This window comes from Kineococcus gynurae (assembly GCF_042433995.1).
In the GTDB taxonomy this organism is placed as follows: Bacteria; Actinomycetota; Actinomycetes; order Actinomycetales; family Kineococcaceae; genus Kineococcus; species Kineococcus gynurae.
Genome location: NZ_JBHLUI010000003.1, coordinates 139657 through 163180, shown reverse-complemented (window position 1 = coordinate 163180; position 23524 = coordinate 139657). Strand labels below are relative to the sequence as shown.

At 73.8% G+C, this 23524-nt stretch carries 23 protein-coding genes; 8 read left to right on the top strand and 15 right to left on the bottom strand.

Annotated features, from left to right (window positions below; genetic code table 11):
- Nucleotides 1-103: 103 nt before the first annotated feature.
- The gene (locus ACFFKU_RS02135; RefSeq protein ID WP_380135127.1) at nucleotides 104-2659 is read right to left on the bottom strand and encodes a DEAD/DEAH box helicase; all 2556 of its coding nucleotides are present in this window, start codon (nucleotides 2657-2659) and stop codon (nucleotides 104-106) included.
- A 111-nt stretch (nucleotides 2660-2770) separates the two neighbouring features.
- Here ACFFKU_RS02135 and ACFFKU_RS02130 point away from each other — a divergent pair, with 111 nt between their 5' ends.
- Nucleotides 2771-3844 (top strand): diguanylate cyclase domain-containing protein, encoded by a 1074-nt coding sequence (locus tag ACFFKU_RS02130; protein ID WP_380135124.1) that lies wholly within the window; start codon nucleotides 2771-2773, stop codon nucleotides 3842-3844.
- On the opposite strand, the gene ACFFKU_RS02125 is transcribed toward ACFFKU_RS02130, so the two are convergent.
- The 4 genes from ACFFKU_RS02125 to ACFFKU_RS02110 all read right to left on the bottom strand — a co-directional run bounded on the left by ACFFKU_RS02125 (nucleotide 3814) and on the right by ACFFKU_RS02110 (nucleotide 8739).
- Nucleotides 3814-5253, bottom strand: a complete 1440-nt coding sequence (locus ACFFKU_RS02125) for an MptA/MptB family glycosyltransferase (protein WP_380135122.1) — start codon at nucleotides 5251-5253, stop codon at nucleotides 3814-3816. The two genes, ACFFKU_RS02130 and ACFFKU_RS02125, sit on opposite strands and share 31 nt — an antisense overlap.
- Before the next feature lie 19 nt (nucleotides 5254-5272).
- Complete coding sequence (locus tag ACFFKU_RS02120) at nucleotides 5273-6022, bottom strand: glycosyltransferase family 2 protein (protein ID WP_380135120.1); 750 nt, start codon at nucleotides 6020-6022, stop codon at nucleotides 5273-5275.
- Nucleotides 6023-6045: 23 nt separating this feature from the next.
- Nucleotides 6046-8151, bottom strand: a complete 2106-nt coding sequence (locus ACFFKU_RS02115) for a SpoIIE family protein phosphatase (protein ID WP_380135119.1) — start codon at nucleotides 8149-8151, stop codon at nucleotides 6046-6048.
- A gap of 162 nt (nucleotides 8152-8313) precedes the next feature.
- Entirely contained in the window at nucleotides 8314-8739 is a 426-nt protein-coding gene (locus tag ACFFKU_RS02110; RefSeq protein ID WP_380135117.1) for an ATP-binding protein, read from the bottom strand.
- 310 nt (nucleotides 8740-9049) lie between these two features.
- Here ACFFKU_RS02110 and ACFFKU_RS02105 point away from each other — a divergent pair, with 310 nt between their 5' ends.
- On the top strand, nucleotides 9050-9994 hold the full coding sequence (locus tag ACFFKU_RS02105; protein ID WP_380135114.1) for a glucosyl-3-phosphoglycerate synthase: 945 nt from the start codon (nucleotides 9050-9052) through the stop codon (nucleotides 9992-9994).
- Here ACFFKU_RS02105 and ACFFKU_RS02100 read toward each other — a convergent pair whose 3' ends face one another.
- A complete protein-coding gene (locus tag ACFFKU_RS02100) occupies nucleotides 9995-10318 on the bottom strand; it encodes a rhodanese-like domain-containing protein (protein WP_380135112.1) in 324 nt (107 codons plus the stop codon).
- Nucleotides 10319-10519: 201 nt separating this feature from the next.
- Here ACFFKU_RS02100 and ACFFKU_RS02095 point away from each other — a divergent pair, with 201 nt between their 5' ends.
- Nucleotides 10520-10903, top strand: coding sequence for an SSI family serine proteinase inhibitor (locus ACFFKU_RS02095; RefSeq protein ID WP_380135110.1), 384 nt, complete (start codon nucleotides 10520-10522; stop codon nucleotides 10901-10903).
- Nucleotides 10904-10912: 9 nt separating this feature from the next.
- On the opposite strand, the gene ACFFKU_RS02090 is transcribed toward ACFFKU_RS02095, so the two are convergent.
- The gene (locus ACFFKU_RS02090) at nucleotides 10913-12082 is read right to left on the bottom strand and encodes a glycerophosphodiester phosphodiesterase (RefSeq protein ID WP_380135108.1); all 1170 of its coding nucleotides are present in this window, start codon (nucleotides 12080-12082) and stop codon (nucleotides 10913-10915) included.
- 76 nt (nucleotides 12083-12158) lie between these two features.
- On the bottom strand, nucleotides 12159-13046 hold the full coding sequence (locus ACFFKU_RS02085; RefSeq protein WP_380135107.1) for an Fpg/Nei family DNA glycosylase: 888 nt from the start codon (nucleotides 13044-13046) through the stop codon (nucleotides 12159-12161).
- Nucleotides 13047-13120: 74 nt separating this feature from the next.
- Here ACFFKU_RS02085 and ACFFKU_RS02080 point away from each other — a divergent pair, with 74 nt between their 5' ends.
- Nucleotides 13121-13885, top strand: coding sequence for an Fpg/Nei family DNA glycosylase (locus tag ACFFKU_RS02080; protein ID WP_380135105.1), 765 nt, complete (start codon nucleotides 13121-13123; stop codon nucleotides 13883-13885).
- A gap of 80 nt (nucleotides 13886-13965) precedes the next feature.
- Nucleotides 13966-14448: an ATP-binding protein gene (locus tag ACFFKU_RS02075; protein ID WP_380135103.1), complete on the top strand. Its 483-nt coding sequence runs from the start codon at nucleotides 13966-13968 to the stop codon at nucleotides 14446-14448.
- Nucleotides 14449-14469: 21 nt separating this feature from the next.
- On the opposite strand, the gene ACFFKU_RS02070 is transcribed toward ACFFKU_RS02075, so the two are convergent.
- From ACFFKU_RS02070 to ACFFKU_RS02060, 3 genes are read right to left on the bottom strand one after another with little or no spacing between them, the layout of a single operon-like run.
- Complete coding sequence (locus ACFFKU_RS02070) at nucleotides 14470-15615, bottom strand: MFS transporter (RefSeq protein ID WP_380135101.1); 1146 nt, start codon at nucleotides 15613-15615, stop codon at nucleotides 14470-14472.
- Nucleotides 15612-16022, bottom strand: a complete 411-nt coding sequence (locus tag ACFFKU_RS02065; RefSeq protein WP_380135099.1) for a hypothetical protein — start codon at nucleotides 16020-16022, stop codon at nucleotides 15612-15614. The genes ACFFKU_RS02070 and ACFFKU_RS02065 overlap by 4 nt, the downstream gene beginning before the upstream one ends.
- The gene (locus ACFFKU_RS02060) at nucleotides 16019-16381 is read right to left on the bottom strand and encodes a hypothetical protein (protein ID WP_380135096.1); all 363 of its coding nucleotides are present in this window, start codon (nucleotides 16379-16381) and stop codon (nucleotides 16019-16021) included. The genes ACFFKU_RS02065 and ACFFKU_RS02060 overlap by 4 nt, the downstream gene beginning before the upstream one ends.
- A 135-nt stretch (nucleotides 16382-16516) precedes the next feature.
- On the opposite strand from ACFFKU_RS02060, the gene ACFFKU_RS02055 reads away from it, so the two are divergent.
- Nucleotides 16517-16885, top strand: coding sequence for a hypothetical protein (locus ACFFKU_RS02055; protein WP_380135094.1), 369 nt, complete (start codon nucleotides 16517-16519; stop codon nucleotides 16883-16885).
- Between the two features lie 130 nt (nucleotides 16886-17015).
- On the opposite strand, the gene ACFFKU_RS02050 is transcribed toward ACFFKU_RS02055, so the two are convergent.
- The 3 genes from ACFFKU_RS02050 to ACFFKU_RS02040 form a co-directional block, all read right to left on the bottom strand.
- Nucleotides 17016-17429, bottom strand: a complete 414-nt coding sequence (locus ACFFKU_RS02050) for an RbsD/FucU domain-containing protein (protein ID WP_380135091.1) — start codon at nucleotides 17427-17429, stop codon at nucleotides 17016-17018.
- A gap of 25 nt (nucleotides 17430-17454) precedes the next feature.
- Complete coding sequence (locus ACFFKU_RS02045) at nucleotides 17455-18432, bottom strand: ABC transporter permease (protein ID WP_380135088.1); 978 nt, start codon at nucleotides 18430-18432, stop codon at nucleotides 17455-17457.
- A gap of 120 nt (nucleotides 18433-18552) precedes the next feature.
- The gene (locus ACFFKU_RS02040; protein WP_380135086.1) at nucleotides 18553-19560 is read right to left on the bottom strand and encodes a zinc-dependent alcohol dehydrogenase family protein; all 1008 of its coding nucleotides are present in this window, start codon (nucleotides 19558-19560) and stop codon (nucleotides 18553-18555) included.
- Between the two features lie 302 nt (nucleotides 19561-19862).
- Between ACFFKU_RS02040 and ACFFKU_RS02035 the strand changes: the two genes are divergently transcribed.
- Both ACFFKU_RS02035 and ACFFKU_RS02030 read left to right on the top strand, forming a co-directional pair.
- Entirely contained in the window at nucleotides 19863-20897 is a 1035-nt protein-coding gene (locus ACFFKU_RS02035; RefSeq protein WP_380135083.1) for an aldo/keto reductase, read from the top strand.
- Entirely contained in the window at nucleotides 20873-21958 is a 1086-nt protein-coding gene (locus ACFFKU_RS02030) for a LacI family DNA-binding transcriptional regulator (RefSeq protein ID WP_380135081.1), read from the top strand. The genes ACFFKU_RS02035 and ACFFKU_RS02030 overlap by 25 nt, the downstream gene beginning before the upstream one ends.
- Before the next feature lie 31 nt (nucleotides 21959-21989).
- Here ACFFKU_RS02030 and ACFFKU_RS02025 read toward each other — a convergent pair whose 3' ends face one another.
- Nucleotides 21990-23423, bottom strand: a complete 1434-nt coding sequence (locus ACFFKU_RS02025; protein ID WP_380135078.1) for an HNH endonuclease signature motif containing protein — start codon at nucleotides 23421-23423, stop codon at nucleotides 21990-21992.
- Nucleotides 23424-23524: the final 101 nt, after the last annotated feature.

Sequence of the window (23524 nt, the reverse complement as noted above, 5' to 3'; positions counted from 1 at the left end):
AGAGGTATCGGCAGAGTCACTGCACGGTTGAACGATGTTCACCCACCCGCCGCATCGGGGCCGGGCGCCACGCCGGGGACCGGTCGGAGGTCGGCAGCGAGGCTCAGAGCCGCAGCAACCCGGCGACCGTGATCACGGCGGCGCCGGCGGCGTCCGAGGCGTCGAGGTCCACCTCGGCCACCACGGCCCAGTCGCGGTCGCCCGCCGGGTCCTCGAGCACCTGGCGCACGTACCACCGCCGGGCGCTGCCCCGGGCCCCGGGACCGCTGCCGTCGTCGACCTGCAGCAGGTGCGGGCCGCGGGCGTCCGGTCCGGTGCCGATGGCGTCGTGCTCGTCGAAGTAGGCGTCGAGCTGGTCGGCCCAGGTGTCGGCGTCCGGGGAGCCGTCGAGCGCGGCCAGGGCGTCGGGGTCGTCGCGGGCGGCGAGCTCCACGAACCGGAACATCGCGTTGCGCAGCAGCACCCGGAAGGCCCGGGCGTTCGCGGTGACCGGCGGGACCTCCTCCTCGCGGTGCACGACCTCCTCGAGGTCGGCCGGGTCGGCCCCCTCGCGCAGCGCCTCCCACTCGGCGAGCAGGCTCGAGTCGGTCTGCCGCACGAGTTCGCCGAGCCACTCCACGAGGTCGGTGAGCTCGTCGGTGCGCGCGTCCTCGGGGACGGTGTGCCGCAGGGCCTTGTAGGCGTCGGCCAGGTAGCGCAGGACGAGACCCTCGGAGCGGGCGAGCTGGTAGAACGCGACGAACTCGCCGAACGTCATGGCCCGTTCGAAGAGATCGCGGGCCACCGACTTCGGACGCACCTCGTAGTCGCCGACCCAGGGGTTGCCGCCCCGGTAGGTCTCGTAGGCGGCCCGCAGCTCCTCGGCCAGCGGCTGCGGCCAGTCGACCTCCTCGAGGAGTTCCATGCGTTCCTCGTACTCGATGCCGTCGGCCTTCATCCGGGCCACGGCCTCCCCCTTGGCCTTGGACTTCTGGGCCAGGAGGATCTTCATCGGGTCGTCCAACGTGCTCTCGATGACGCTGACGACGTCGAGGGCGTAGGTCGGCGACTCCCGGTCCAGCAGGTCGTCGATGACGGCCAACGCGAACGGGGACAGCGGCTGGTTCAGTGCGAAGTCGAGCTGCAGGTCGGCGACCATCCGCAGCTGCCGTCCGTCGGGCAGGGGTTCGGGGAGACGTTCGACGATCCCCGCGTCGAGCAGGGCCCGGGTCAGGTCCACCGCCCGGCGCACGTGGCGCACCTGCTGCTTCCGCGGTTCGTGGTTGTCCAGCAACAGGTCTCGCATGGCCTCGACCGGGTTCCCCGGCCGCTGCAGGACGTTCAGGAGCATCGCCGTCGTCACCCGGAAGTGCGACGTCAGCTGCTCGGGTTCGGCGTCGACGAGTTTGTCCATCGTGGCCCGCGACCAGGAGACGTAACCCTCCGGCGCCTTGACGCGCTGGACCCGCTTGAGCTTCTTCTCGTCGTCGCCGGCGCGAGCGACGCGACGGGCGTTCTCCACCTCGTGCTCGGGGGCCTGGACCACCACCGTCCCGGCGGTGTCGAAACCGGCCCTCCCGGCCCGGCCCGCGATCTGGTGGAACTCCCGGGCCCGGTAGTGCCGGGTGCGGCGGCCGTCGAACTTGGTCAGGCCCGCGAACAGCACCGTGCGGATGGGCACGTTGATACCCACGCCCAGGGTGTCGGTGCCGCAGATGACCTTGAGCAGCCCCGCCTGGGCCAGGGTCTCGACCAGCCGCCGGTACTTCGGCAGCATCCCCGCGTGGTGGACGCCGACGCCCATGCGCAGCAGGCGGGAGAGCACCTTGCCGAAACCGGGGGCGAACCGGAAGTTTCCCAGGGCCGCGGCGATCGCGTCGCGCTGCTCGCGGGTGGCGACCTTGGCGCTGGTGAGGGCCTGCGCCTGCTCGACCGCCGCCGCCTGGGTCGAGTGCACGATGTAGACCGGCGCCCGGTCGGTCTGCAGCAACTCCTCGACGGTCTCCTGCAAGGGGGTCAGCGCCCAGGAGAAGTGCAGGGGGACGGGCCGCTCGACCGAGGTCACCAGCTCGGTGTCCCGCCCGGTCCGCCGGGAGAGGTCCGCCCGCAGCGCGGTCACGTCGCCGAGGGTCGCCGACATGAGCAGGAACTGGGCCTGGGGCAGTTCGAGGATCGGGACCTGCCAGGCCCAGCCGCGGTCCGGGTCGGCGTAGAAGTGGAACTCGTCCATGACGACCTGGCCGACGTCGGCGAACGCCCCGGAGCGCAGGGCGAGGTTGGCCAGCACCTCGGCCGTGCAGCAGACGATCGGGGCGCCGGCGTTCACCGACGCGTCGCCGGTCATCATCCCCACCCGCTCGGCGCCGAACGTGTCGACCAGCGCGAAGAACTTCTCGCTCACCAACGCCTTGAGCGGGGCGGTGTAGAAGGACCGGATGCCCGCGGTCAGCGCGGCCGCGTGGGCGCCCGCGGCCACCAACGACTTCCCGGAGCCGGTCGGGGTGGCGAGGATGACGTTGCTGCCCGAGACGACCTCGATGAGCGCTTCCTGCTGGGCCGGGTAGAGCTCGAGCCCACCGGCCCCGGCCCATCCCGCGAACGCCTCGTAGACCTGGTCGGGGTCGGCCGCCGAGGCGGATCCCGGGGCGGGCAGGACGTCGGGCAGGAAGGGTCTCGTCATGGCGGTTCCATCCTCGCACCCGCCGTGCCCCGGACGGCCGATCGAGCCGAGGGGCCCGTCTGCCGACATCATGATCGGAGCAAGCCGGCTCTCACGACGAGCGGAGGACAGGTGCACGAGCAGGTGGTCCTCCTCCGGCGCCGGCTCGCCCTGACCGCGGCCCCGCTCGCCGGGGCTGCGGGCGCGTCGGGGGCGGGGCTCGTCGCCGACCGGGTCGGGCTGGACGTCCCCCTGGGGCTGGTGGCCCTGCTCGGGGCACTTCTCGGCGTCATGGCCGTGCGACCCGTCCGCCTGCGCATCGAGCGGTGGTCGACCGGTCCCGCCGGGGTGCTCACGGGGTTGACCGCCGCCCTGCTGCTGGCGGCGATGCTGACCCTGCTGGGCCTGAGCGTCCTGGTCCCCGCCGTCGTCACGTCGACCGCGAGCTACTCCGTGCAGATGGCTCCCACCCGCGCCCGGGTCGGGCAGAACCTTGCGGTGATCCTCGGGGTCTCGGCCCTGTCCCTCGGTGCCCACGCGGGCGGCCTGGTGGACGGCGTGATCGGCCCGACCCTCGCGAGCCTGCTCGGCGCCACGCTCCTGCTGTTCACCCTGCCGACCCTGGTCAACACCGCCGACGGCGCCCGGCGCGCCGAACGCACCGCCCGGGCGCTGGACGCGGAACGGCACGAGCACGTGCGGGAGCTGGAGCACGCCGCCCGCCACGACCAGCTGACCGGGCTGCTCAGCCGCCGCGGCCTGGCCGAGCCCCTCGATCGGGCCGCCACCGGGGCCGCCCCCGCGGCGCAGACCGCGGTCCTGTTCATCGACCTCGACGGCTTCAAGGCCGTCAACGACGCGTTCGGGCACGCCGCGGGCGACGAGCTGCTGGTCGCGGCCGCCCGACGGCTGCGCCGCAGCGTCCGGGAGGACGACGTCGTCGCCCGCACGGGGGGCGACGAGTTCGTCGTCGTCATGTCGGCGTTGTCCGACGCCCACGAGGCGGAGGCCACCGCGGAACGGATCCGGGTCGCGATCGCGCGACCGTTCGCCCTGGCCGCAGGGCCGGCCCACCTCGGCGCGAGCACCGGTGTCGTGGTGACCCCGACCCCACGCACCGCCGAGGCGCTGCTCGCCGAGGCCGACGCGGCGATGTACGCCGCCAAGCGCGGGCGTCAAGGTCGCGCGCGCGTCGGCAGCGGCTGACCCCGGCGACGGGGCAGGCCCAGACCGAGCGCCAGGACCAGCCACAGCCACGCCGCCCACGGCGCGACTTCGCGTCGGAACCCGAGCGTCACCGCCTGCACGGTCGGCGACATGCCGTCGACGAGGCCGGGCACGTAGGCGAGGGCCAGGACGGTCAGGCGCAGGGTGAGGAGCCGGTCCAGCGCGGGGATTGCGACGGCGAGGGTGAGCGGCCCCCAGAGCAGCAGGTCGTACCAGGGCAGCACGTAGGAGGCGCCGAGCAGGTAGCCCAGGGCCAGGGCGGCCGCGGTCCCGGCGGCCAGCGCCTCCCAGCGGTGCCCGTCGAGCGTCCGGTCGCCGGTCAGCGGGCGCCACCAGAGGGCCAGCAGGCCGATCATGATCAGCGCCAGACCGGGCAGCAGCAGACCCCGCGGCAACCCCGCCTCGACGAGGGGACGCCAGACGGTGGCCAGGGAGACGTAGCGGCTGGCCGTCCGGGCCTGGTCGTAGGCGTGGACCCCGGCCCAGACGTGGGCGGGCACGAGGACGACGAGCGCGCCGAGGACCCCCCGCACCAGCCACCCCGTCCCGAGCTCGCGCCGGGTGAGCAGCCAGGCCACGAGCAGCCCGCCCCCCACCGCTCCGTACGGCAGCTTGGTGCCGACGGCCATGCCGAGGGCGAGCCCCGCGAGCAGGGGGTGGCGCCGGGCCAGCAGCAGGGTCGCGAGCGCCGCCGTCCCGGCCAGCACGTCGGCGTGCGCCCCGCCGAGGCCGACGGTGAGCAGCAGCGGGTTGAGCGACCACGCGACGGCGACCCGGGCGCGCAGGGTGGGGGAGGCGCGCAGGGCGGCGTCGAGACCGAGGGCGAGCGCGACCCATCCGGCCGCGAGCAGGAGCTGTCCGGCCCAAACCGTTGTGCGCACCGAGTCCCCGCCCACCAGCGAGGCCAGGGCCATGACCAGACCGCCGACCGGTCCGTAGACCGAGGGGGTGTCCCGCCACGGGTCGCGCACGGCGGAGACCACCGGGTCGACGCCGCCCGCGAAGGTGGCGGGCGACGCGGTCCAGGGGTCGCCCCCGAGCACGGCGACGCGCCCGTAGGCGGCGTAGCTGAGGTGGTCGGCGGAGCCCACCGGGGGCAGCAGCACGACGAGCAGGGCGGCGCCGAGCACCGCGCCCGTGACGAGACGCCGGGACGGCACCCATCCCGCCCGCACCGCGTCGAGCGCGCACCACAGGGCCGCCCCACCGGTGAGGACCGAGACCGCCAGCACGGCGCTCACCAGCGCCGAGGACGGCGAGCCACCGAGGTCGAAGGGCAGCGGGCCCGGGCCGAGACCGGGCACGGCCGCGGACGGGCCCGCGAGTGCCACGAACGCCCAGCTCAGCAGGGACACGACCCAGAGCGCCCGGGCCGGGACGGAACTCACGGGACTCCCCCGACCGGGCTCAGGCGGCGGGGCCGCGCCAGGCGGCGGCGAGCAACCGCCGCCGGGCCAGGGCGAGCGCGACGTCGCGGTACTGCGCGCCGCGGTGCAGCTGGGCCCGCCACCCGCCGCCGGAGACCCGGTGCTGCAGCGCGCAGGGGACCTCGACGACGCGCGCCCCGGCGCGGAGCAGGTCGATGGTCAGGGCGGTCTCCACCCCCCAGCCGCGGGCGAGGGGGCGGGCCGTCTCGAACGCGTCCCGGGTGAGGCAGCGCATGCCCGACAACGGTTGCTGGGGGGACCACCCGGCGGCGGCCAGCGCCCCGCGACGGGCCAGCCCGACCACGAGGCCGCGCCCACCCCCCGGACTGGACTGCCGGGGCAGGACGGCGATGGTCATGTCCGCCTGCCCGACCAGGACGGGCCCGGCCAGCGGCGCGGTCTCGCCCGCGGTCCCGGCGAGGTCGGCGTCGACGAACAGCAGCGGGCGCGGCCCGATGCCGTCCCGCGGGTGGGCGGCCTCCCAGCCAGCGACCGCCCCGGCCCCGGTCTCCATGGCGGCGGCCTTGCCCCGGTTGCGGCGGTGGGCGACGACGAAGGCCCCCGCGTCGCGGGCCCGGCGCGCGGTGTCGTCGGAGGAGCCGTCGTCGACGACCACCACGAGGTCGGCCTCGGGCAGCGCGAGCAGGGCGGTGACGGTCGCGGTGATTCGTTCGGCCTCGTCCAGGGCCGGGACCACGACCGCGACGGTCGGCGAGGCGGTCGGAGGCACGGGGGCAGGCTAGCGGCGGCCGGTCAGGGCGCGGGCTGGGCGGTCCGGTCGAAGCCCGGCGGCAGGTAGCGCAGCGCGAGCAGCGTGACGTCGTCGTCGACCTCGTCCGCCTCGGCCATCCGGGTCATCAGCCCCTCGACCAGCGCCTCGGTGGAGGGCGGGATCTCGGAGGAGAAGATGCTCAGGACGGCGTCCATGCCCTCGGTGAGTCCCCGGGTGCGGGTCTCGACCAACCCGTCGGAGAAGACCAGCAGGCCCGCCCCGGCCACGAGCTTCTCCTCGAGGACGTCCTCGCGCAGGTCGCCCGGCACCCCGAGCGGCAGGCCGGGCACGAGGTCGAGGTAGTGGATGCCCCCGCTGCAGGTCAGCGGGGGGATGTGACCGGCGCTCGCGGCGAGCAGACGACCCTCCGAGGACAGCAGGCCGTAGAACAGGGTCACCAGGTCGTCGCCGCCGATGGCGGCGAGGCAGGCGTCCAGCCCCTGCAGCACCGCGGTCGGGTGCGGGTCGACGACGGCCAGCGTGCGGACCATGGTGCGGACCTCGCCCATGACGGTGGCCGCGTGCGCGCCGCGGCCCATGACGTCGCCGAGGACGACGGCGACGAGGTCGTCGTCGAGCGCGATGATCTCGGCCCAGTCCCCGCCGACGTCGTGGCCGGTCGCGGTCGAGGTCGCCCGGACGGCGTGCAGCCACGGCACGTCCGGCAACGGGCCCGGTTGCAGGGCCTCCTGCAGGACGTGCGCCGTGGACCGCTCGGACTCCAGCAGGAGCAACCGGTCGAGCCCGGAGGCGATCTGACGCCGGACGGTCTCCTCGAACGCGCGGGCGGCGTCGTCGTCGCCCTCGAGGTCCCCGTCGGAGAAACCGAGCGTGAGGGTGCCGAGCGGACGCCCCCGCAGCTCCAGCGGGGTCAGCCGCCAGGCGACCTCGCCCTGCCCGGCGGCGAGGGCGAACTGCCGGCGCAGGACGTCGGGCACCGGGTCGAGCTCCTCGGGGGCGGAGTCCGCGGTCAGCGTGAGCCCCCCGCGGCGGGCCAGGACGTCCACCAGCTCGGCGTGCTCGGCGACGCTGATCCGACTCTGCCGCAACAGGTGCGGGAGTCGGAGGTCGTCGCTGTGGACGACCAGGCGGCCGGCGACGGGGTTGTGCAGGACGAGCAGACCACGCCGGGCCCCGGTCCCGGCGACGACCGCGGCGATGATCGCCTCGGCGGCGGAAGGGACGTCCTCGGCCTCGGCCATGGAGACCGCGAGCTGCTGCAGGGCCCGGTTGCGGCGACGGGACCGGACGGTCTCGGTGACGTCGGTCAGGGAGCCGACCCACTCCGTGACCACGGTCGGGTCGGTCGGGTCGGCCCCGGGTTCGCGCACCGGGACCGCGACCGCCGAGAGCCAGCGCCACCCCTCCCGCGTGCGGATCCGGAAACGGCAGGTGACCCGGCTGCCCGTGGCCCGGCCGAAGTTCCAGCTGTCCTGCACGACGGCCAGGTCGGCCGGGTGCACGGTGGTGAGCCAGTCGACGGGGGTGCTGTCGTCGTCGTGACCGGCGAGCGCCCGCCACCCCGGGAGGTCGCTGGTCAGCGGGGGGATGCCCGGTCGGGCGGTGAGCGCGTCGCCCAGGGTGGTGAAGACGTCCAGCACGTCGGCCCCGGCCAGGGCGCGGAAGCGTCGCTCGGCCCGGGCCGCGTCGCGCAGGGCCACGTTCTCCTCGACCGTGCGGGCGTACTGCTCGAGCAGGGCGGTGGCCCGGTCCTGCTCGTCCGGGCCGAGGCCGCCGAGCCGGGTGAAGCCGAGCCGGAGCAACCCCAGGGGCCCGGCCACGCCCAGGACGGGCAGGTAGGCCCAGGACTGCTCGCCGGGACCGAGGAGGGGGTCGGGGGTCTCGTCCGTGGAGCCGGCCGGTGCGTCGACGCGGGTCACCCGCCCGAACAGGGTGCCGACGTGGGCCGGGTGGGCGATCCCGGCGGGGTCGAGCACGTCACGCAGCGACAGGCCGTCGGTGTCGAGGTGCAGGACGTGGCAGCTCGTCGGGCCGAAGAGGGCGATGAACGAGGCCCGCAGGAAGGTGGCCGCCGACACGCCCGACAGCACGGACGGATCGCCGCCGTACAGCTCGAAGCCGGGCACCGGCCACCCTCTCGGTCCTGACGGCGGCGGATTCCACCGTGCTCGACGACCGCGGGACACCGACGATCGACGAGCGAACGGTAGCGCCGATCCGGGGGCGCTGACTGCGCTTCGTGCTCCCTCGGTCACTCAAATGGACCAGATCAGGACGAAGGTCCCGCGTCAGAGCGGCCTGTCACGAGTGGGGGGCTCCACGAAGGAGGCCCACACGGTGCGGCTCAGGTCGTCGAGGTTCTCCACGACCCCCCAGCGGTCGGCCAGACCGTCGACGATCGCCAGACCACGACCGCCCGTCGCTCCCTCGTCGACCGTACGCTGACGGACGGTCCGGCCGGGGGCCCCGCCGTCGGTGACCGCGATCTCGACGTGGGTGCCGGCGCCGACGCCCGCCTCGACCCGGACGTGGCACTGCACGTGGATGGCTCCGTCGCGCAGGGGGCGGGCGTGCCGGATCGCGTTGCCGACGATCTCGGACACCACGATCTCGATCTCCGCGGTGGCCATCTCGTCCAGCCCGACGCCGTCGAGGACCCGGCGCACCACGTGCCGAGCCTGCGGCACCGACGCCGGGTCGTGCTCGAAGCTCACCCAGTGGCTCTCGGGGACGTGCGCTCCCGGGAGAGGGGTAGGGGCGGGAAGGGCACCCGCGCTGAGGCGAGGACCCCGGTGCTTGACCGCTGCTTCGTCCGACATGACGAGCAAGGGGTACCCGCGTCGTCACGCTCCCAAACCCCTCGATCTCGACGGACCCGGGCGACCGTTCCGGCACCCCCTCCGGACACATGCCGGAAACGTGATCGCCCGCCGCGCCGACCCCGTGTTGCGGGCCCGTGAACTCCCGGGCGCGGGTCTTCTCGCCGGTGCCGCGGCCGTGCCACGGTCGGCGGCGGAGGTGCACATGAAGCTGCCCGCACAGACCTGGTTCGAGCGCTCGACGTCCCGGGCACGGGACTGGCCGCTCGCCCGCCTGCGCGCGGACAAGGGGGTCACCCGGGTCAGCGTGGTGCTGCCCGCGCTGAACGAGGAGGCGACGGTCGGCGGCGTGGTCCGCATGGTCCGCCGCCTGGCCGACGCGACGGGGTTGGTCGACGAGATCGTGGTGATGGACTCCGGGTCCACCGACGCGACCGCCGAGGTCGCCGAGGAGGCCGGGGCCGTCGTGCACCACCGCGACCACGTGCTGCCCGAGGTCGGTTCCCGACCCGGCAAGGGCGAGGTCCTCTGGAAGTCGCTCGCGGTGACCAGCGGCGACGTCGTCGTCTTCGTCGACGCCGACCTGGTCGACCCGCAGCCGCAGCTCGTCACCGGCCTGCTCGGACCCCTGCTCGCCGACCCGCAGGTCGAGCTGGTCAAGGGCTGCTACGACCGGCCGCTGGCCGGCGCGGGGGCCGCCTCGGGCGGCCGGGTCACCGAGCTCGTGGCCCGTCCTCTGCTCGCCCAGCACTTCCCGGAGCTCTGCGGTGTCGTGCAGCCGCTGGCCGGGGAGTACGCCGGTCGGCGGCGCCTGCTGGAGGCCATCCCCTTCCGGGCCGGCTACGGCGTCGAGATCGCCATGCTCATCGACGCGCTGCAGCTGCGCGGGCTGTCCGCGATCGCCCAGGTGGACCTGGGTCGGCGGGCCCACGGACACCAGGACACCGCGGCCTTGGGCCGGATGGCCGCCCAGATCGTGGCCACCGTGCAGGACCGGGCGACGGGCGGCTCCGAGGGCGCGGAGATCACCCAGTTCGTGCGTGACGGCTACGGGCGCTACGCGCCGGTGACCCACCGCTTCGACACCTCGGAGCGCCCGCCGATGATCACGGTCGAGGGGTACACCAGCGCGCAGGCGTTGGTGTCCTGATCACTTGACGTAGGGCTCGGCGCCGGAGTCCGTGACCAGCGGGCGCCCGGCGTCGGCCCACGCGCCCATCCCCCCGTCGACGTTGACCACGTCGTAACCGTTCTGCTGCAACCACTGCGCGACGCGCATCGAGCGGCCTCCGGCGCGGCAGACGACGTGCAGCTCGCCCTCGGGCAGTTCGGAGAGCCGCTGCGGGATCTCCCCCATCGGGATGTGCAGGGCCCCCTCGGCGTGGCCGGCCTCCCACTCCTCGTCCTCCCGGACGTCGAGGAGGACGGCGTCGGCGGGAACGTCGGCGGCGGGCACCACGGGCAGGTCGCTCATGGCCGGTCAGCCTACGGTGGAACCGTGGCGCGGGTCCCCGCGTCCCACCGTCGACGGGCGAGCGCGGAGGGAGCGGACATGCACCGGGCACCTCGGCGGCGAGCGCCGCGCCGACGCGGAGCCGCCCTGCTCGTCGCGGTCCTCCTCGGAGCGGGCGCCTGCGCGGCCCCGCCCGCCGCCGACCAGCCTGGGGGATCCACCGTGACCAGAAGCCCGACCGCCGTGGCCGGCGACCAGCTCACCGTCGAGGTCGACGACGGGTCGGGCACGGTCACGACCTGGACGCTGCTCTGCGAGGCGGGCCCGGACGGGACCACCGCGGTCGGCGGCGACCACCCCGACGTGGCCGGGGCGTGCACGGCGGTGACCGAACGGGCCGCCGCCTTCGCCCCGGTGCCCAAAGACCGCGTCTGCACGATGATCTACGGCGGCCCGCAGACGGCCCGGGTCACCGGCACGTGGGCCGGCGCCACGATCGACTCCTCGTTCAAGCGCACGAACGGGTGCGAGATCGCCCGGTGGAACCGGATGGCCGCGCTGCTGCAGCCCGGGGTGCCGACGTCGTCGGGTTCCGGCGCGGTCTGACCCCGCCGGTCAGGAGGCCGACCGCGGGTTCGCGCAGTCGGCGAGGAACCGGTCGCGGGCGACCAGGGCCAGGTCCGGGTTGTCGCTGAACAGCCCGTCGATCCCCGCCTCGTAGTACCGCTCGGCCAGGTCGATCACCCGGCCGTAGTCGGCCGGGTCGTCGCCGGTGCGGTAGTCCAGCGGCAGGAAGTCGTTCTCGGCCCGCAACGTGTAGGGCACGACCTCGAGCCCGGCCGCGTGCGCGTCGTCGACCAGTCGGGTCTCCTCGCCCAGCGTGCCGTCCTCCTCCAGGGCGACGACCTGGTCGAGGGACGGGCCGATCACGTCGACGTAGCGGGCGAGGTCGCGCAGGGTCGAGGGCAGCAGCAGGTCGGCGTACTGCCGGGGGTCACCGGCCGCGACGAGGTCGTAGGGGGCGCCCGTCGCGGACGTGAGGAACACGGTGGGCGCCCGCAGGCCGAGTTCCGTGCGGAGCTGGATCAGGTTGGTCAGCTCGAAACTCTGGACCGTGGCCGGCGCGTCGGCGGAGTTCAGCCCGGCCTCCTCCAGCGCGGCCACCACCTTCGCCTCCATGGGCAGCCCGATCGAGGCGAAGTAGGTGGGGTGCTTGATCTCGGGGATGATGCCGATCTCACGACCCAGGGCCTCGCTGAGCTCGGCCCGCTGGTCGAGGACCTCGGCGAACGTGGGGATCTCCTGCGACCCGTCGAACACGGTGTTGTGCTGCCGCAGCTCGGGCAACCGCTCCACGGCCCGCAGCGTCTTCAGCTCGGCGAGCGTGAAGTCCTCCGTGAACCAGCCGGTGAGTTCCACGCCGTCGACGGTCTTCGTGGTCCGGCGGTCGGCGAACTCGGGGTGCGCGGCGACGTCGGTGGTCCCGGAGATCTCGTTCTCGTGCCGGACCACCAGCACCCCGTCGGACGTGGAGACCAGATCGGGTTCGACGACGTCGGCACCGAGCCGGGCGGCCAGGTCGTAGGAGGCGGCGGTGTGCTCCGGCCGGTACCCCGACGCACCCCGGTGCCCGACGACGACGGGCGGGGCCGCGCACGGATCCTCCGGGTGCGGGTGCCGCTGCTCCGTGGCGGACCCGGACGACGCGTTCGCCGCGGGGCCGAGCGGCAGCACGAGGGCGGCGGCGAGGGACAGGACGAGGGCGCGGGTTCCGGGTCGCTTCACGGTGCACAGGAAACTCCTGTCCGGTGCTCAGCGGAAGACCTCCGGGTGAAGTTCCGCGGTCAGCCCGGCGACGGGATCATTTCAGCAGCCGCGACAACCGGCGGTCGGCGAGTTTCCGACCCCCGGTCTGGCAGGTCGGGCAGTACTGCAGCGAACGGTCGGCGAAGGACACCTCCGCGACGGTGTCCCCGCACACGGGGCAGGGTTCGCCCGTCCGTCCGTGGACGCGCATCCCCGCCCGTTTCGCGTCCTTGAGCTCCTTGGCCGGTTTTCCCCCGGCCGCGGCCACGGCGTCGCGCAGGATCGACTGCAACGACGTCCAGAGCGTTTCGACGTCGGCCGGGCCGAGTTTGCCGGCCACCGCGTAGGGCGAGAGCCGGGCCGCGTGCAGCACCTCGTCGGAGTAGGCGTTGCCGACCCCGGCCAGCACCGACTGCTCCCGCAGCAGACCTTTGATCTGCTGCCGGGAACCGGCGAGCAGGGCGGCGAAGGCCGGCAGGTCGAAACCCTCGGCCAGCGGGTCGGGACCGAGAGTGGCGACGGCCTGCACCTCGGCCGGGTCCTTGACGACGTGCACCGCGAGCCGCTTCTGGGTCCCGGCCTCGGTCAGCTCGAAACCCGGCGGGCGCGCCTCGTCCTCGTCGTCCTCGGGGGCGAGCCGCACCCGGAGGGCGACCGGGTTCTTGCCGGTCGGCCGCAGCGGGGTGGCCGAGAGCGCGTCGCTCCACCGCAGCCAGCCCGCCCGGGACAGGTGGACCATGAGGTGCAACCCGTCCACGTCGACGTCGAGCCACTTGCCGTGCCGGTGCACCGCGGTGACGGGTGACCCCTGCAGGGCCGAGGGGTCGGGGCGGAAGGTCTTCAGCACGTTGATGGCGCCGACCTCGACCTTCGCGACCACACGTCCGACCAACCGCTGCCGCAGGAACGCGGCCAGCGCCTCCACCTCGGGCAGCTCCGGCATCGCCCCAGTGTGGGGCAGGTCGCCGGATCACGGCGGTCGGGCCAGGATCGGGACGGTCGTCGGAGGGAGGGGTCGTGCCCGAGGGTCATCTGATCACCCGTTACGCCCGGCAGCAGGAGGCGGCGCTGGGCGGGCGGGTCGTCCGCCTGGACTCACCGCAGGGACGGTTCGACCCGACCCCGTTCGCCGGTCGGGTCCTGCGCGACGTGCAGGCGCACGGCAAACGCCTGTTCTACGGCTTCGAGGGGCCCGGTCCGGGGTTCATCCACGTCCATCTCGGGCTGCGCGGGTTCTACCTGCACACCGACGACCCGGACCTGCCCGCGCGCGGCGGGACCCGGTTGCGGCTGACCGGCCCGCACGACGCGTTCTCCCTCGTGGCTCCGATGACCTGCGAGGCCGTCGACACCGCGACCCACGACGCGCTGGTGGCCGCCCTCGGCCCCGACCCGTTGCGGCCCGCCGAACCCGACGGGGCCCCGGCCGTCCGGGCGGAGGCCGTGCGCCGTCTCGTCGCGGCCGGCGCCCCGGTCGCGACCGCCCTGACCGACCAGTCGGTCTGGGCGGGCATCGGCAACGCGTGGCGGGCCGAGCTGCTGTTCCTGGCCGGCATCGATCCCGCCCGCGCGGTCACCGAGGACGAGGCGGGGCGGTTGTGGGACCTCGCGGTCGAGCTGCTCGAACCCGCCGTCGAGGCCGGTCAGGTCGTCAGCGACCCGTCCGCCCCGGACGAGCGCTGGGTCTACAAACGGGAGACGTGCCGCCGCTGCGACGCCCCGGTGCGGCGCTGGACCCTCGCCTCGCGGGTGGTCCACGCCTGCCCGGTCGAACAACTCTGACGCCGCGGGAGAGTAGATGTCCGGACCCGATACGGGCGGACAGGACCGGGCCAAGATGATTGACTGTCTGTCACGGGCTGATGACGCAGCAGCCGACGACTGCACGCGTACCGGCGCCTGGTCTGCGGCCAGGGCGTCGCGGGGGGAAACCGGGGGGCGAGGGGACCGTGTACCAGGTCGTGCTCCCACCCTCACCTCGTTCGGTCGGGGTGGCCCGGTGGCTGATCGGCGAATGGTGCGCCCCCTGGGTGAACGCGCACGAACTGGCCGAGGACACCGTGGAGTCGGCGCTGCTGCTGGCCAGCGAGGTGGTCACGAACGCGGTGATCCACGGGGACGGCATGGTCCACGTCGCCGTGTCGCGCCTCAACGGTTCCGCCCTGCGGGTGGAGGTGTCCGACGCCGGGGGCGGGATGCCGCTGGTGAACGGTCAGCGCCCCGACGCCGAGAGCGGGCGGGGCATGGCGATGGTGGAGCTGCTGTCCTCGCGGTGGGGCACCGACCTGGGGGTCGGGCCGTTGGGCAAGACCGTCTGGTTCGAACTCCCGATCCACGCGGCGTGACGACGCCGGGGCGACCGCGGTTCAGACCGTGCGGTCCCGGCAGGCCTTCGCCGCGCTGAGCACCATCACGGCCGAGAGCAGGACCGCGAGCAGCAGCGGCAGGGTCCACGAACCGGTCGCCGCGTGCAGGGCCCCCATGACGACCGGGCCGGCCGCCGCCAGGGCGTAACCGACCGACTGGGCCATCCCCGAGAGCGCCGCCGCCCCTTCCACGTCGGCGGCCCGGGCCGAGATCGCCGACAGCGCCAGCACGACCGTCGCCCCGCCCCCGGCCCCGACGACCAGGGCGGCCAGCGAGGGCACCTGCGGGACGAGGAGCAGCAGACCGAACCCGACCGTGGTGGCCGCCGACGCCCCGACCGCGAGCCGCCGGGTCGCGCGCACCCCCCGGGCCAGGACCGGGACCAGCAGCCCGGCGACGACGCCGGCCCCCTGCACGATCGACAGCTGCCACCCGGCCGCCACCTCCCCCACCCCGGCCCGGTCGGTGACGATCGAGGGGAGCCAGGCCAGCAGCACGTAGAACGTGGCCGACTGCAGCCCCATGAACGCGGTCACCCACCAGGCCTGCACCGAACCCCACGGAGCCGCCCGACGCGGCCCCACCCGGACCGTCGGCCGGTCGCGGCGGGCCGGGCCGGTCAGGACCAGGGCCGCCAGCAGGGCCGGGACCGCCCAGACCGCGAGCGCCGTGCGCCACTGCCCGGGGACTCCCTGGGCGAGGGGGACCGCGAGACCCGACGCGGCACTCCCGACCAACCCCATCGCGACGACGTAGCCGCTGGTGAGGGTCGCGACCCGGTCGGGGAAGCGGGACCGCAGGAGGGCGGGCAGCAGGACGTTGACGACCGCGATGGCGATGCCGAGCAGGAGCGTCCCGGCGAACAGCGGGGCCACCCCGGGGACCCACCGCAGTCCGGACGCGGTGACGAGGAGGGCGAGGGCGAGCAGCAGCGTCCGCAGCAGACCCCACCGCGCGGCGAGCCGGGCGACGAACAGCGAGGCCCCGGCGAAGGCGAGCAGCGGGAGGGTCGTCAGGGCCCCGAGGGCGGCCGCCGTCAGCCCCGTGTCGGTCCCGATGCGCCCGACCAGCGGCCCGACCCCGGTCAGCGGCGCGCGCATCGAGCAGGCCGTCAGCGCGACGACGAGGAGGATGCCCCTCCTCACCGGGGACGGCGCGATTCTCGCCGCAGGTAGACCAGACCGAGGACGGGCAGGACGAGCGGGATGTAGAGGTAACCCCGCCCGAACCCGGACCAGACGGTCGAGTCGGGGAAGGCCTGGGCGTCGAAGATGCTGAGAACCCCGACGGTCAGGACGCCCACCAGCTCGACCGAGCAGGCGCCCCAGGCCATCCGTCGCCACCGCTCCCCCGTCATGGCCAGACCGAGGGTGGCGAGGACGTAGACGAGACCGGCGAACGCGGAGAGCAGGTAGGCCAGCGGGGCCTCGTGGAACCGGGTGGCGATCTGGACGCCGGCGCGGGAGACGGCGGCGACCGCGAACGTCGCGTAGAGCGCGACGAGGACGCGACCCAGCCCGGTCGTGGTCGCGCGCGGGGTGGAGCGGCTCACCGGGTCACCCCGAACAGCAGGAAGGCGCGGTACAGCAGCACGATGACCGCGAAGCACGCGACGGCCAGGACCAGGACGCTGGGCCTCGACCGGTCCGAGAGGCTCCAGAGGGCTCCGGCAGGGACGAAGAACGGGGCGACGACCAGGTAGGCGATCGCGGTCGCGAACTCCACCGGCCGCGTACCGCCGACGAGGGCCGCGACCCCGTCGACGACGGCGGCGAGGACCCCGAGCTCCACCAGCGCGAGCCCGACGAGGGTGGCCCGCCCGACCCGACGGTCGAGCGCGGCGATCGCCACGGCCCACACCGTCATGACGAGCGCGAGGGCGCAGACGATCGCGACGAGGGTTGCGGACACGACGACGAATCCTACGAGTCGTCGGATTCCGGGGCGCGCGGCCGCGGCCGTGAGTAGCGTCTCGTCGCGACCGCCGCCCAGCGGACCCCGCAGGCCCTGCAACGGCTCTGCGACGAGAACGACGGCTGCGGCGGCATGTCCAGCAGCGTCCGTCTCGCGGTCGGGGCCGCACCCGCGGCCGACGAACCGCCCCGCGAGCTGTGCGTGGTCGCCGTCCCCGCGACCCCCGCCCAGGCGGGGTCGCGCGTCGTGGTCCTCGAGGGCACCGACCACGCCGGCCGTCCCTACGTCACCCAGGTCCTCGTGGACCGGGCCGACGACGGCGGGCTGACCGTGCAGGAGCCGGCCTACTGGCTCGGCATCGCCTACTCCGCCCTGCAGCACGGCCGGGCCTGGAGCTCGGCGCCCGACGACGCCGCCGGTCGCGAGGCGCACGACCAGCGGGCCCGGCGGGCGTGCACCGACACGGAGGCCTGGGTGTCCGAGGTGGGCGCGCTCTCCTGACCGGGTGTCACGCCCGTCGGTCGCAGCGGCGCGGGCGGGGTTCCGTCGCGCTGCCCAGGTCCAGCAGATGGCCCACCGACGCGCGCCTGGACCCGCGAACAAGCGGACGACGCCTCGCGTGGCGTCGGTGTCACGGCAACCCGACGGTGAGGAGGAGGTTCGAGCACAGCCGGAGGTCACCGGTCGCGACGACGAGACCGACGTCGGGCGAACGCACGGCGGCGTAGAACGCGAACCGGTCCAGCGACGTCGTGGGGACGCTCGCCCCCAGCAGTTCCCGGTAGGCGCCGTGGGCGGGGACGTCGATCCCGTCGGGGTGGCGCATCAGGGTCGCCTCCTCCACCGGGACCGTCGTCAACAGGATCGGCAGCAGCGTCGGGATGTCGAGCAACCCGGGCGCGAGGTTCAGGTGGACGGTCTCGGCCGCCGGGGGACGGACGGTCGAGACCGGGAAGTTCCCGTCGGCGAGGAGGAACCGTGAACCGTGCCCCGCCCGGGCGAGGGCGGCGAGGAGCGGGGGGTGGACGAGATTCTGCTTGAGCATCGAGGGTCTCCGGACGGGGCGGGCGTCAGTCGGCCTGGGCCCGGCCGGAGGCGACCCGGCTCACCACCAGGGCACCGAGGATGTTGGAGCCGTTCAGGAAGTTGATCCACTCCGCGGCCACACCGGCGAGGGTGAGGACGTTCTGCACCATGAAGAGGAGCAGGATGCCGGTGAAGGCACCGAAGATCGTGCCCTTGCCCCCGTTCATGCTGATCCCGCCGATGACGGCGCCGGCGAAGACCGTGAAGATCCAGCCGTTGCCCGAGTTCGCGGTCACCGAGCCGAGACGTCCGGCGAGCAGGATCCCGGCCAGCGCGGCCAGCAGACCGGCGACGACGAGGGTGATGGCCAGCACCCGCTCGACCCGGATCCCGGCGGCCTTGGCGGCGGCGGGGTTACCGCCGATGGCGGAGAGGGAGCGGCCGAAGCGGGTGTACCCGAGCACGACGATCCCCAGGACGAACAGCAGCAGCGAGATCCACAGCGCGGCGGGCAGCCCGAGCCAGATGGCCGTCCCCAGGTAGGTCATCGAGGTGGGGAGCCCGAAGAAGGTCTGGCCTCCCGAGATCCCGTTCAGCAGTCCGCGCAGGGCGATGAGCATGCCCAGCGTGACGATGAACCCGTTGAGCTGGAACTTGATGATGAGCAGGGCGTTCACGGCCCCGACGACGAGTCCCACCAGGAGCGTGAGCGGTACCGCCAGGGCACCGGGTAGTTCCAGTCCGAGTCCGTGCCCGGGCGAGACGGGCAGGATGAGCCAGACCGCGACCACCAGCGAGATCTCCGACTGCTGCTGGAGGATGTTGACGAGGTTCGCCTCGGTGAGGAACACCGGGCTGATGATGAAGCCGATGATGCCCACGAGCAGCAGCGCCGGGATGAGCGCCAGGTCTCGCAACCGGGCGATGCGCAGGTGACCGCCTCGGGTGGACGTACCCGCAGCCGCGGTCGCCGACGACGGCAGCGCGCCCGCGACGGGTCCGGTGGTGGTCGGATGGTTCATGCGGGGTTCGACACTCCTTCGATCGCGGCGACGAGTTCCTGGTCGCTCCATCCCCGGGGAAGCTCCTGCGACGGCCGCCGCGGGGGAGTCGAACGCCCGCGGCGGCCTGTCTGTGGGGTGTCAGTCGTCCGTGAACGTGATGCCGACCTTGCCGCCCTGGGCGGCGTCGGCGGTGCGGTAGGCCTGTTCCGCGTCGGCCAGGGTGAAGGTGTTGCTCACGAGTTCCTCCGGGTGCAGGTCCCAGCGGGCGAGGTTGACGAGCAGTTCGCTCATCCGCCCGGTGGAGGTCACCCAGGAACCGTGCACGGTCAGCTGGCGGTGGATGAGGACCTCGGAGACGTCGACGGAGAGCTGCCCGCCCTCGCCGACCAGGGCCGCCCGGCCCCAGCGACGCGTGTGCCGCAGCGCGGTGAGCTGGCCCCGGCCGTTGCCGGAGCAGTCGACGGCGACCTCGGCCCCCCCGCCCGGCCCGTCGAGCAGGGCGTCGAGCTCGGAGTCGGTGCCGGCGACCGCGTCGTCGACCGCGCCGAGTTCCAGCGCCAGGGCCCGACGCTCGGGGCTGGGGTCGGTACCGATGACGCGGGGCGACCCCAGGGCCTTGGCGAGGAGCCCGACCGCGCACCCGACCGGCCCGAGGCCGGTGACCAGCACGCGGTCGCGACCGGAGACCCCGGTGCGGCACAGCGCCTCGTAGGCCGTGCCGAACCCGCAGGCGACCACCGCGCCGTCGAGGAAGGTCAGTTCGTCGGGGAGGACCAGGAGGTCGCGCTCCTCGGCGAGCAGGAGGTCGGCGTGACCGCCGTCGCGCTGCCAGCCGTAGGCGGCGCGACCCGCTCCGGTGCAGGAGATCTGGTACCCGTGACGGCACTCGTCGCACTGCCCGCACCCGCTGATGTGGTAGACGACGACCCGGTGACCGACCCGGATGCGATCGACGCCGGCGCCGACGGCGAGCACCCGACCGGCGGGTTCGTGGCCGCCCACGACCCCCTGGTAGGCCTCGGGGCCCTCACCCAGGTGCTCGCGGTAGATGGCCCTGAGGTCCGAACCGCAGATCGTCGAGGCGCGGACGCCGACGAGAACCTGACCCGGCCCCACCTCGGGGTCGGGAACCTCCCGCAGATCCACCCGGCTGCCTCCGGGTAGGAACGCTGCTAGCACGGGATCCTCCTCGTCCACTCTGTGGCAAAAGCGAAACGTTTTGCCTAGTGGCCGGGACGCTAGGCCCGCCACTCCCGGATCGTCAAGAGGTCCGCGTCGACACCACCCGGACCGTGACCATCCCCTCCGCTGCAGTGGTTCGGGGGCTCGTCCCCGGCGCCATCGGCTCCGGGTCGCGGGAGCTTCGAGCTTGACGCTCGACCAGCGTCAGACCTAGATTCCCGAAACGATTTGCACCCCGTCTCGTCGCGGCTGTCCCGGAGGTTCTCGTGGCCCACCCGTCCCCCCTCAGCGCCCAGGTCCCGCAGCGCCGCCTGCGCGACGGCAGCACCATCCCCGGGATCGGTATGGGGACGTTCGGGTCGGACCGGTACGGGCCGGCCGAGGTCTCGGCGGCCGTGGCCGGGGCCCTGCGCGTCGGCTACCGCCTGATCGACTGCGCCGCCGTCTACGGGAACGAGGACTCGATCGGGGAGGTGCTCGCCGACGCGTTCGCCGGTGGCCTGCCTCGTGACGAGGTCTACGTCATGTCCAAGGTGTGGAACGACTCCCACGCCCCGGTAGAAACCGTCGCCTCGGTGGAACGCAGCCTGCGCGACCTCCGGCTGGACCACCTCGACGCCGTCTTCGTGCACTGGCCCTTCCCCAACCACCACGCCCCCCACGCCGGCACGGACGCACGCGACCCCCACGCCCGCCCCTACTCCCACGACGCCTACATGCAGACGTGGGGTGCGCTGGAGGGGCTGGTGGAGCGGGGTCTCGTCCGCCACCTCGGCTCGTCCAACACGACGATCCCGAAACTGCGGCTGCTGCTGCGCGACGCCCACGTCCTGCCGTCGCTGAACGAGATGGAACTGCACCCGACCTTCCAGCAGGGCGAACTGTTCCAGGTCTGCCTGGAGAACCACGTGCAACCGGTGGGGTACTCCCCCCTCGGTTCGCCCTCGCGTCCCGAGCGCGACCGCACCCCGGACGACGTGGTCGACACCGAGCACCCGGCGATCCAGGACGCGGCCCGGCGCCTGGGGGTCCACCCCGCCCTCGTGTGCCTCAAGTGGGCGGTCGCCCGGGGGCAGATCCCCATTCCCTTCGCGGTGAAACCCGAGCAGTACACGGCCAACCTGCACGCGGTCACCGAAGGTCCGCTGCTCCCCGCCGAGCTCGAGGCGATCCGCTCGGCGGAGCGGAACAGCCGGCTGATCAAGGGGCAGGTGTTCCTCTGGGAAGGGGCCTCCTCCTGGCTCGACCTGTGGGACGTCGATGGGACCATTCCCGCATGGCCCGAGAGAGCGACGACGTGACCGCGGTCCTGCGCACGTCCGCCCCGACCTACAAGGACATCGCCCGGATCACCGGCCTGTCGTTGGCGACGATCTCCAAGCACTTCAACGGCGGGTCCGTCCGCGAACCGAACCGGGTCGCCATCGAGGACGCCGTGGACCGACTCGGGTACCGGGTCAACGAGGCCGCCCGCAGCCTGCGGACCCGCCGGTCCCGGGCGGTCGGGGTGTACCTGCCCGAACTCGGTGGAGACTTCCACTTCGCGGTGATCGCCGGGGTGGAGTCGGCGCTGCGGGAGGACGGGGCCGGGGTGATCGTCAGCTCCGGCGGGACCGGCCCCGACGGCGAGCACCCGCTCGACGCCCTGCTGAGCCGGCAGGTCGACGCGGTCATCGCCGTCCCCGGCCCGCAGGACGGGGCCGCGCTCGCCCGCGTCGTCGCGACGGGGACCCCCCTGGTCCTGGTCGACCGTCTCGTCGACGGCGTGGACGTCGACGCCGTGGTCCTGGACAACCAGCGCGCCGCGGTCCAGGCCGTGCAGCACCTCCTCGACCTCGGCCACACCCGCGTGGGCCTGGTGTGCGGTCCGCGGGAGGTGTGGACCATGCGGGAGCGGCTCATGGGGTACCGCGCGGCGCTCGGGGCGGCCCACCTGCCGACCGACGACCGCGACATCGAAGCGGTCCCGCTCACCGTCGAGGACGGGCGTTCGGCCGCGCGGCGGATCCTCGACCGCCCGGACCGCCCCTCGGCGATCGTCTGCGTCAACGAGAGGTTGGTCCTCGGCGCCCTGGTGGCCGCCCGTGAGCTGGGGTTCTCGGTGCCGCAGGACCTCTCGGTCGTCGGGTTCGACGGCCCGGAGGTGGCACTGGCGATGAATCCGCCGCTGACGGTCGTCGTCCAACCCACGGCCACCATCGCCGAACGCGCCGCCCGGTTGTTGCACGCCCGGTTCGTCGACCCGACCGCGACCACGCGGCCCCAGATCTTCGTGATGCCCAGCACCCTTGTCCCTGGAGGCTCCACCGGCGTCCCGAAACCGGACAGGGAGAAGATTCCTCGGGTTCAGCACCCGATCTGACGCGGTGCAGGCATGGTCGTTGCGCCGCAGGTCAGAACGGGGGTGTTTCAGCCCCACCCCAGCTGACCGAGGGGGCAGCCCGCAGACGACGACGCTGGGCCGCGCGGTGCTCGAACAGGTACAGCGTCTTCTGCCGGTGGTGCCTGCGGCAGGAGGCGTGCAGGTTCGACCGGACCGTCCGCCCGCCTTCCTCGAACGGGACTCGGTGGTCAAGGTCGCAGTCGATCGCGGGCACCAGGCAGCCCGGCGTGGTGCACGTCTTGTCCCTCGCCTGCACGAACCGTCGCAACGCGGCGCCGGGGCGGTAGACCCGCGGAGACACGTCCAGAACCTCGCCCGACACCGGGTCTGTAAGGACCCTTCGCCAGTCCCCGTCGGCGGCCAACGCGCGGGCCAGGGCGGCGGGGACCGGTCCGATCCCGGCGACCTCACCGGGTTCGTCGTCCAGACCCAGCAACGTCCGCGCGGCAATGGTGACGTGGACGGTGGTGCTGGACGCGGGCCGGTGGGTCCGGACGTGCTTCACCGGGTTCACCTCACCCGCCTCAGCAAGCTCGGTCGGGTCGGAGAAGGCGGGGACGCCGTCGCGCATGGCGGTGGTGAGGACGTCGGTGAACACGTCGGCGCGACGTTGCTGATGCGTGCGGTGATCCTGGGTTCCCGCAGCCCGGGCGTGGTCGGCGGCCGCGTCGGCCGCGTCGGTGAGCCAGCGATCGAACCGCAGGGCGACGTCCTTGCCGACCAGCGCGGTGAGGTGGGCGGACAGGCCGGAGTCCTCACCGGTGTCGCAGAGATCCACGGTGACGTGACGGTTCGCGTCCGCGACCCGGACCGCGACCGGGACGTGGTCGGGGGTCAACCGGCGGATGACCTTCGTGCAGTGCCGGGTCAACTGCTGCGGGGTGGGGCGGGCCTGGGCGATGAATCCGAGCGCGCTCCTGGTGAGCTCGGCCCGGGCCGCGACCAGGGCGTCACCGTCGAGGACGGGTTCTCCGAACACCCCGACCCCCACCCCCTCCGAACCCTCGACCGGGACGAGGGTGGCCTCGCGAGCGGCGAGACGGTCGTGGGCGCGGCGGATGACCGAACGGTGGGTGGACGTGATGGCCCCGGCCCGGTACGCGTCCTGCAGCACCGGGTCGGCCAGCGCGTCCAGGGCATCCCCGACCTGACCGACGGCTTGCAGGTGGGAGAGGTGCCGCGCCTCGGCCAGGACCATCGCGGCCACCTCGGCGATGAGGTGGTCGAGGAGTTCGGGGGTGAGTTCCTCCCCGTCGCGAGTGCAGCCGAGGTTGCGGGCGCGGACCACGTCGGGGTGCTCGCGGCGGACCCAGTCCAGCAGCGCGATCACGGCGTCGATCGCCATCGCGTGACCGGTGGAGCGGAGCCGTTCGGAGGCCTGCAGCAGCTCGGTCAGCGCGTCACGCGGCGCCGACGCGACCGGTTCGGCGACCTCTGTGACCATGTTCGAATTCTACTCGAACAGTTGACGACGATCAAGGTCAGATTGCTCTGAACACGTTGCTGCACAATCGGTTACGAGCCGTTCGGTCACAGGGGGAGCCT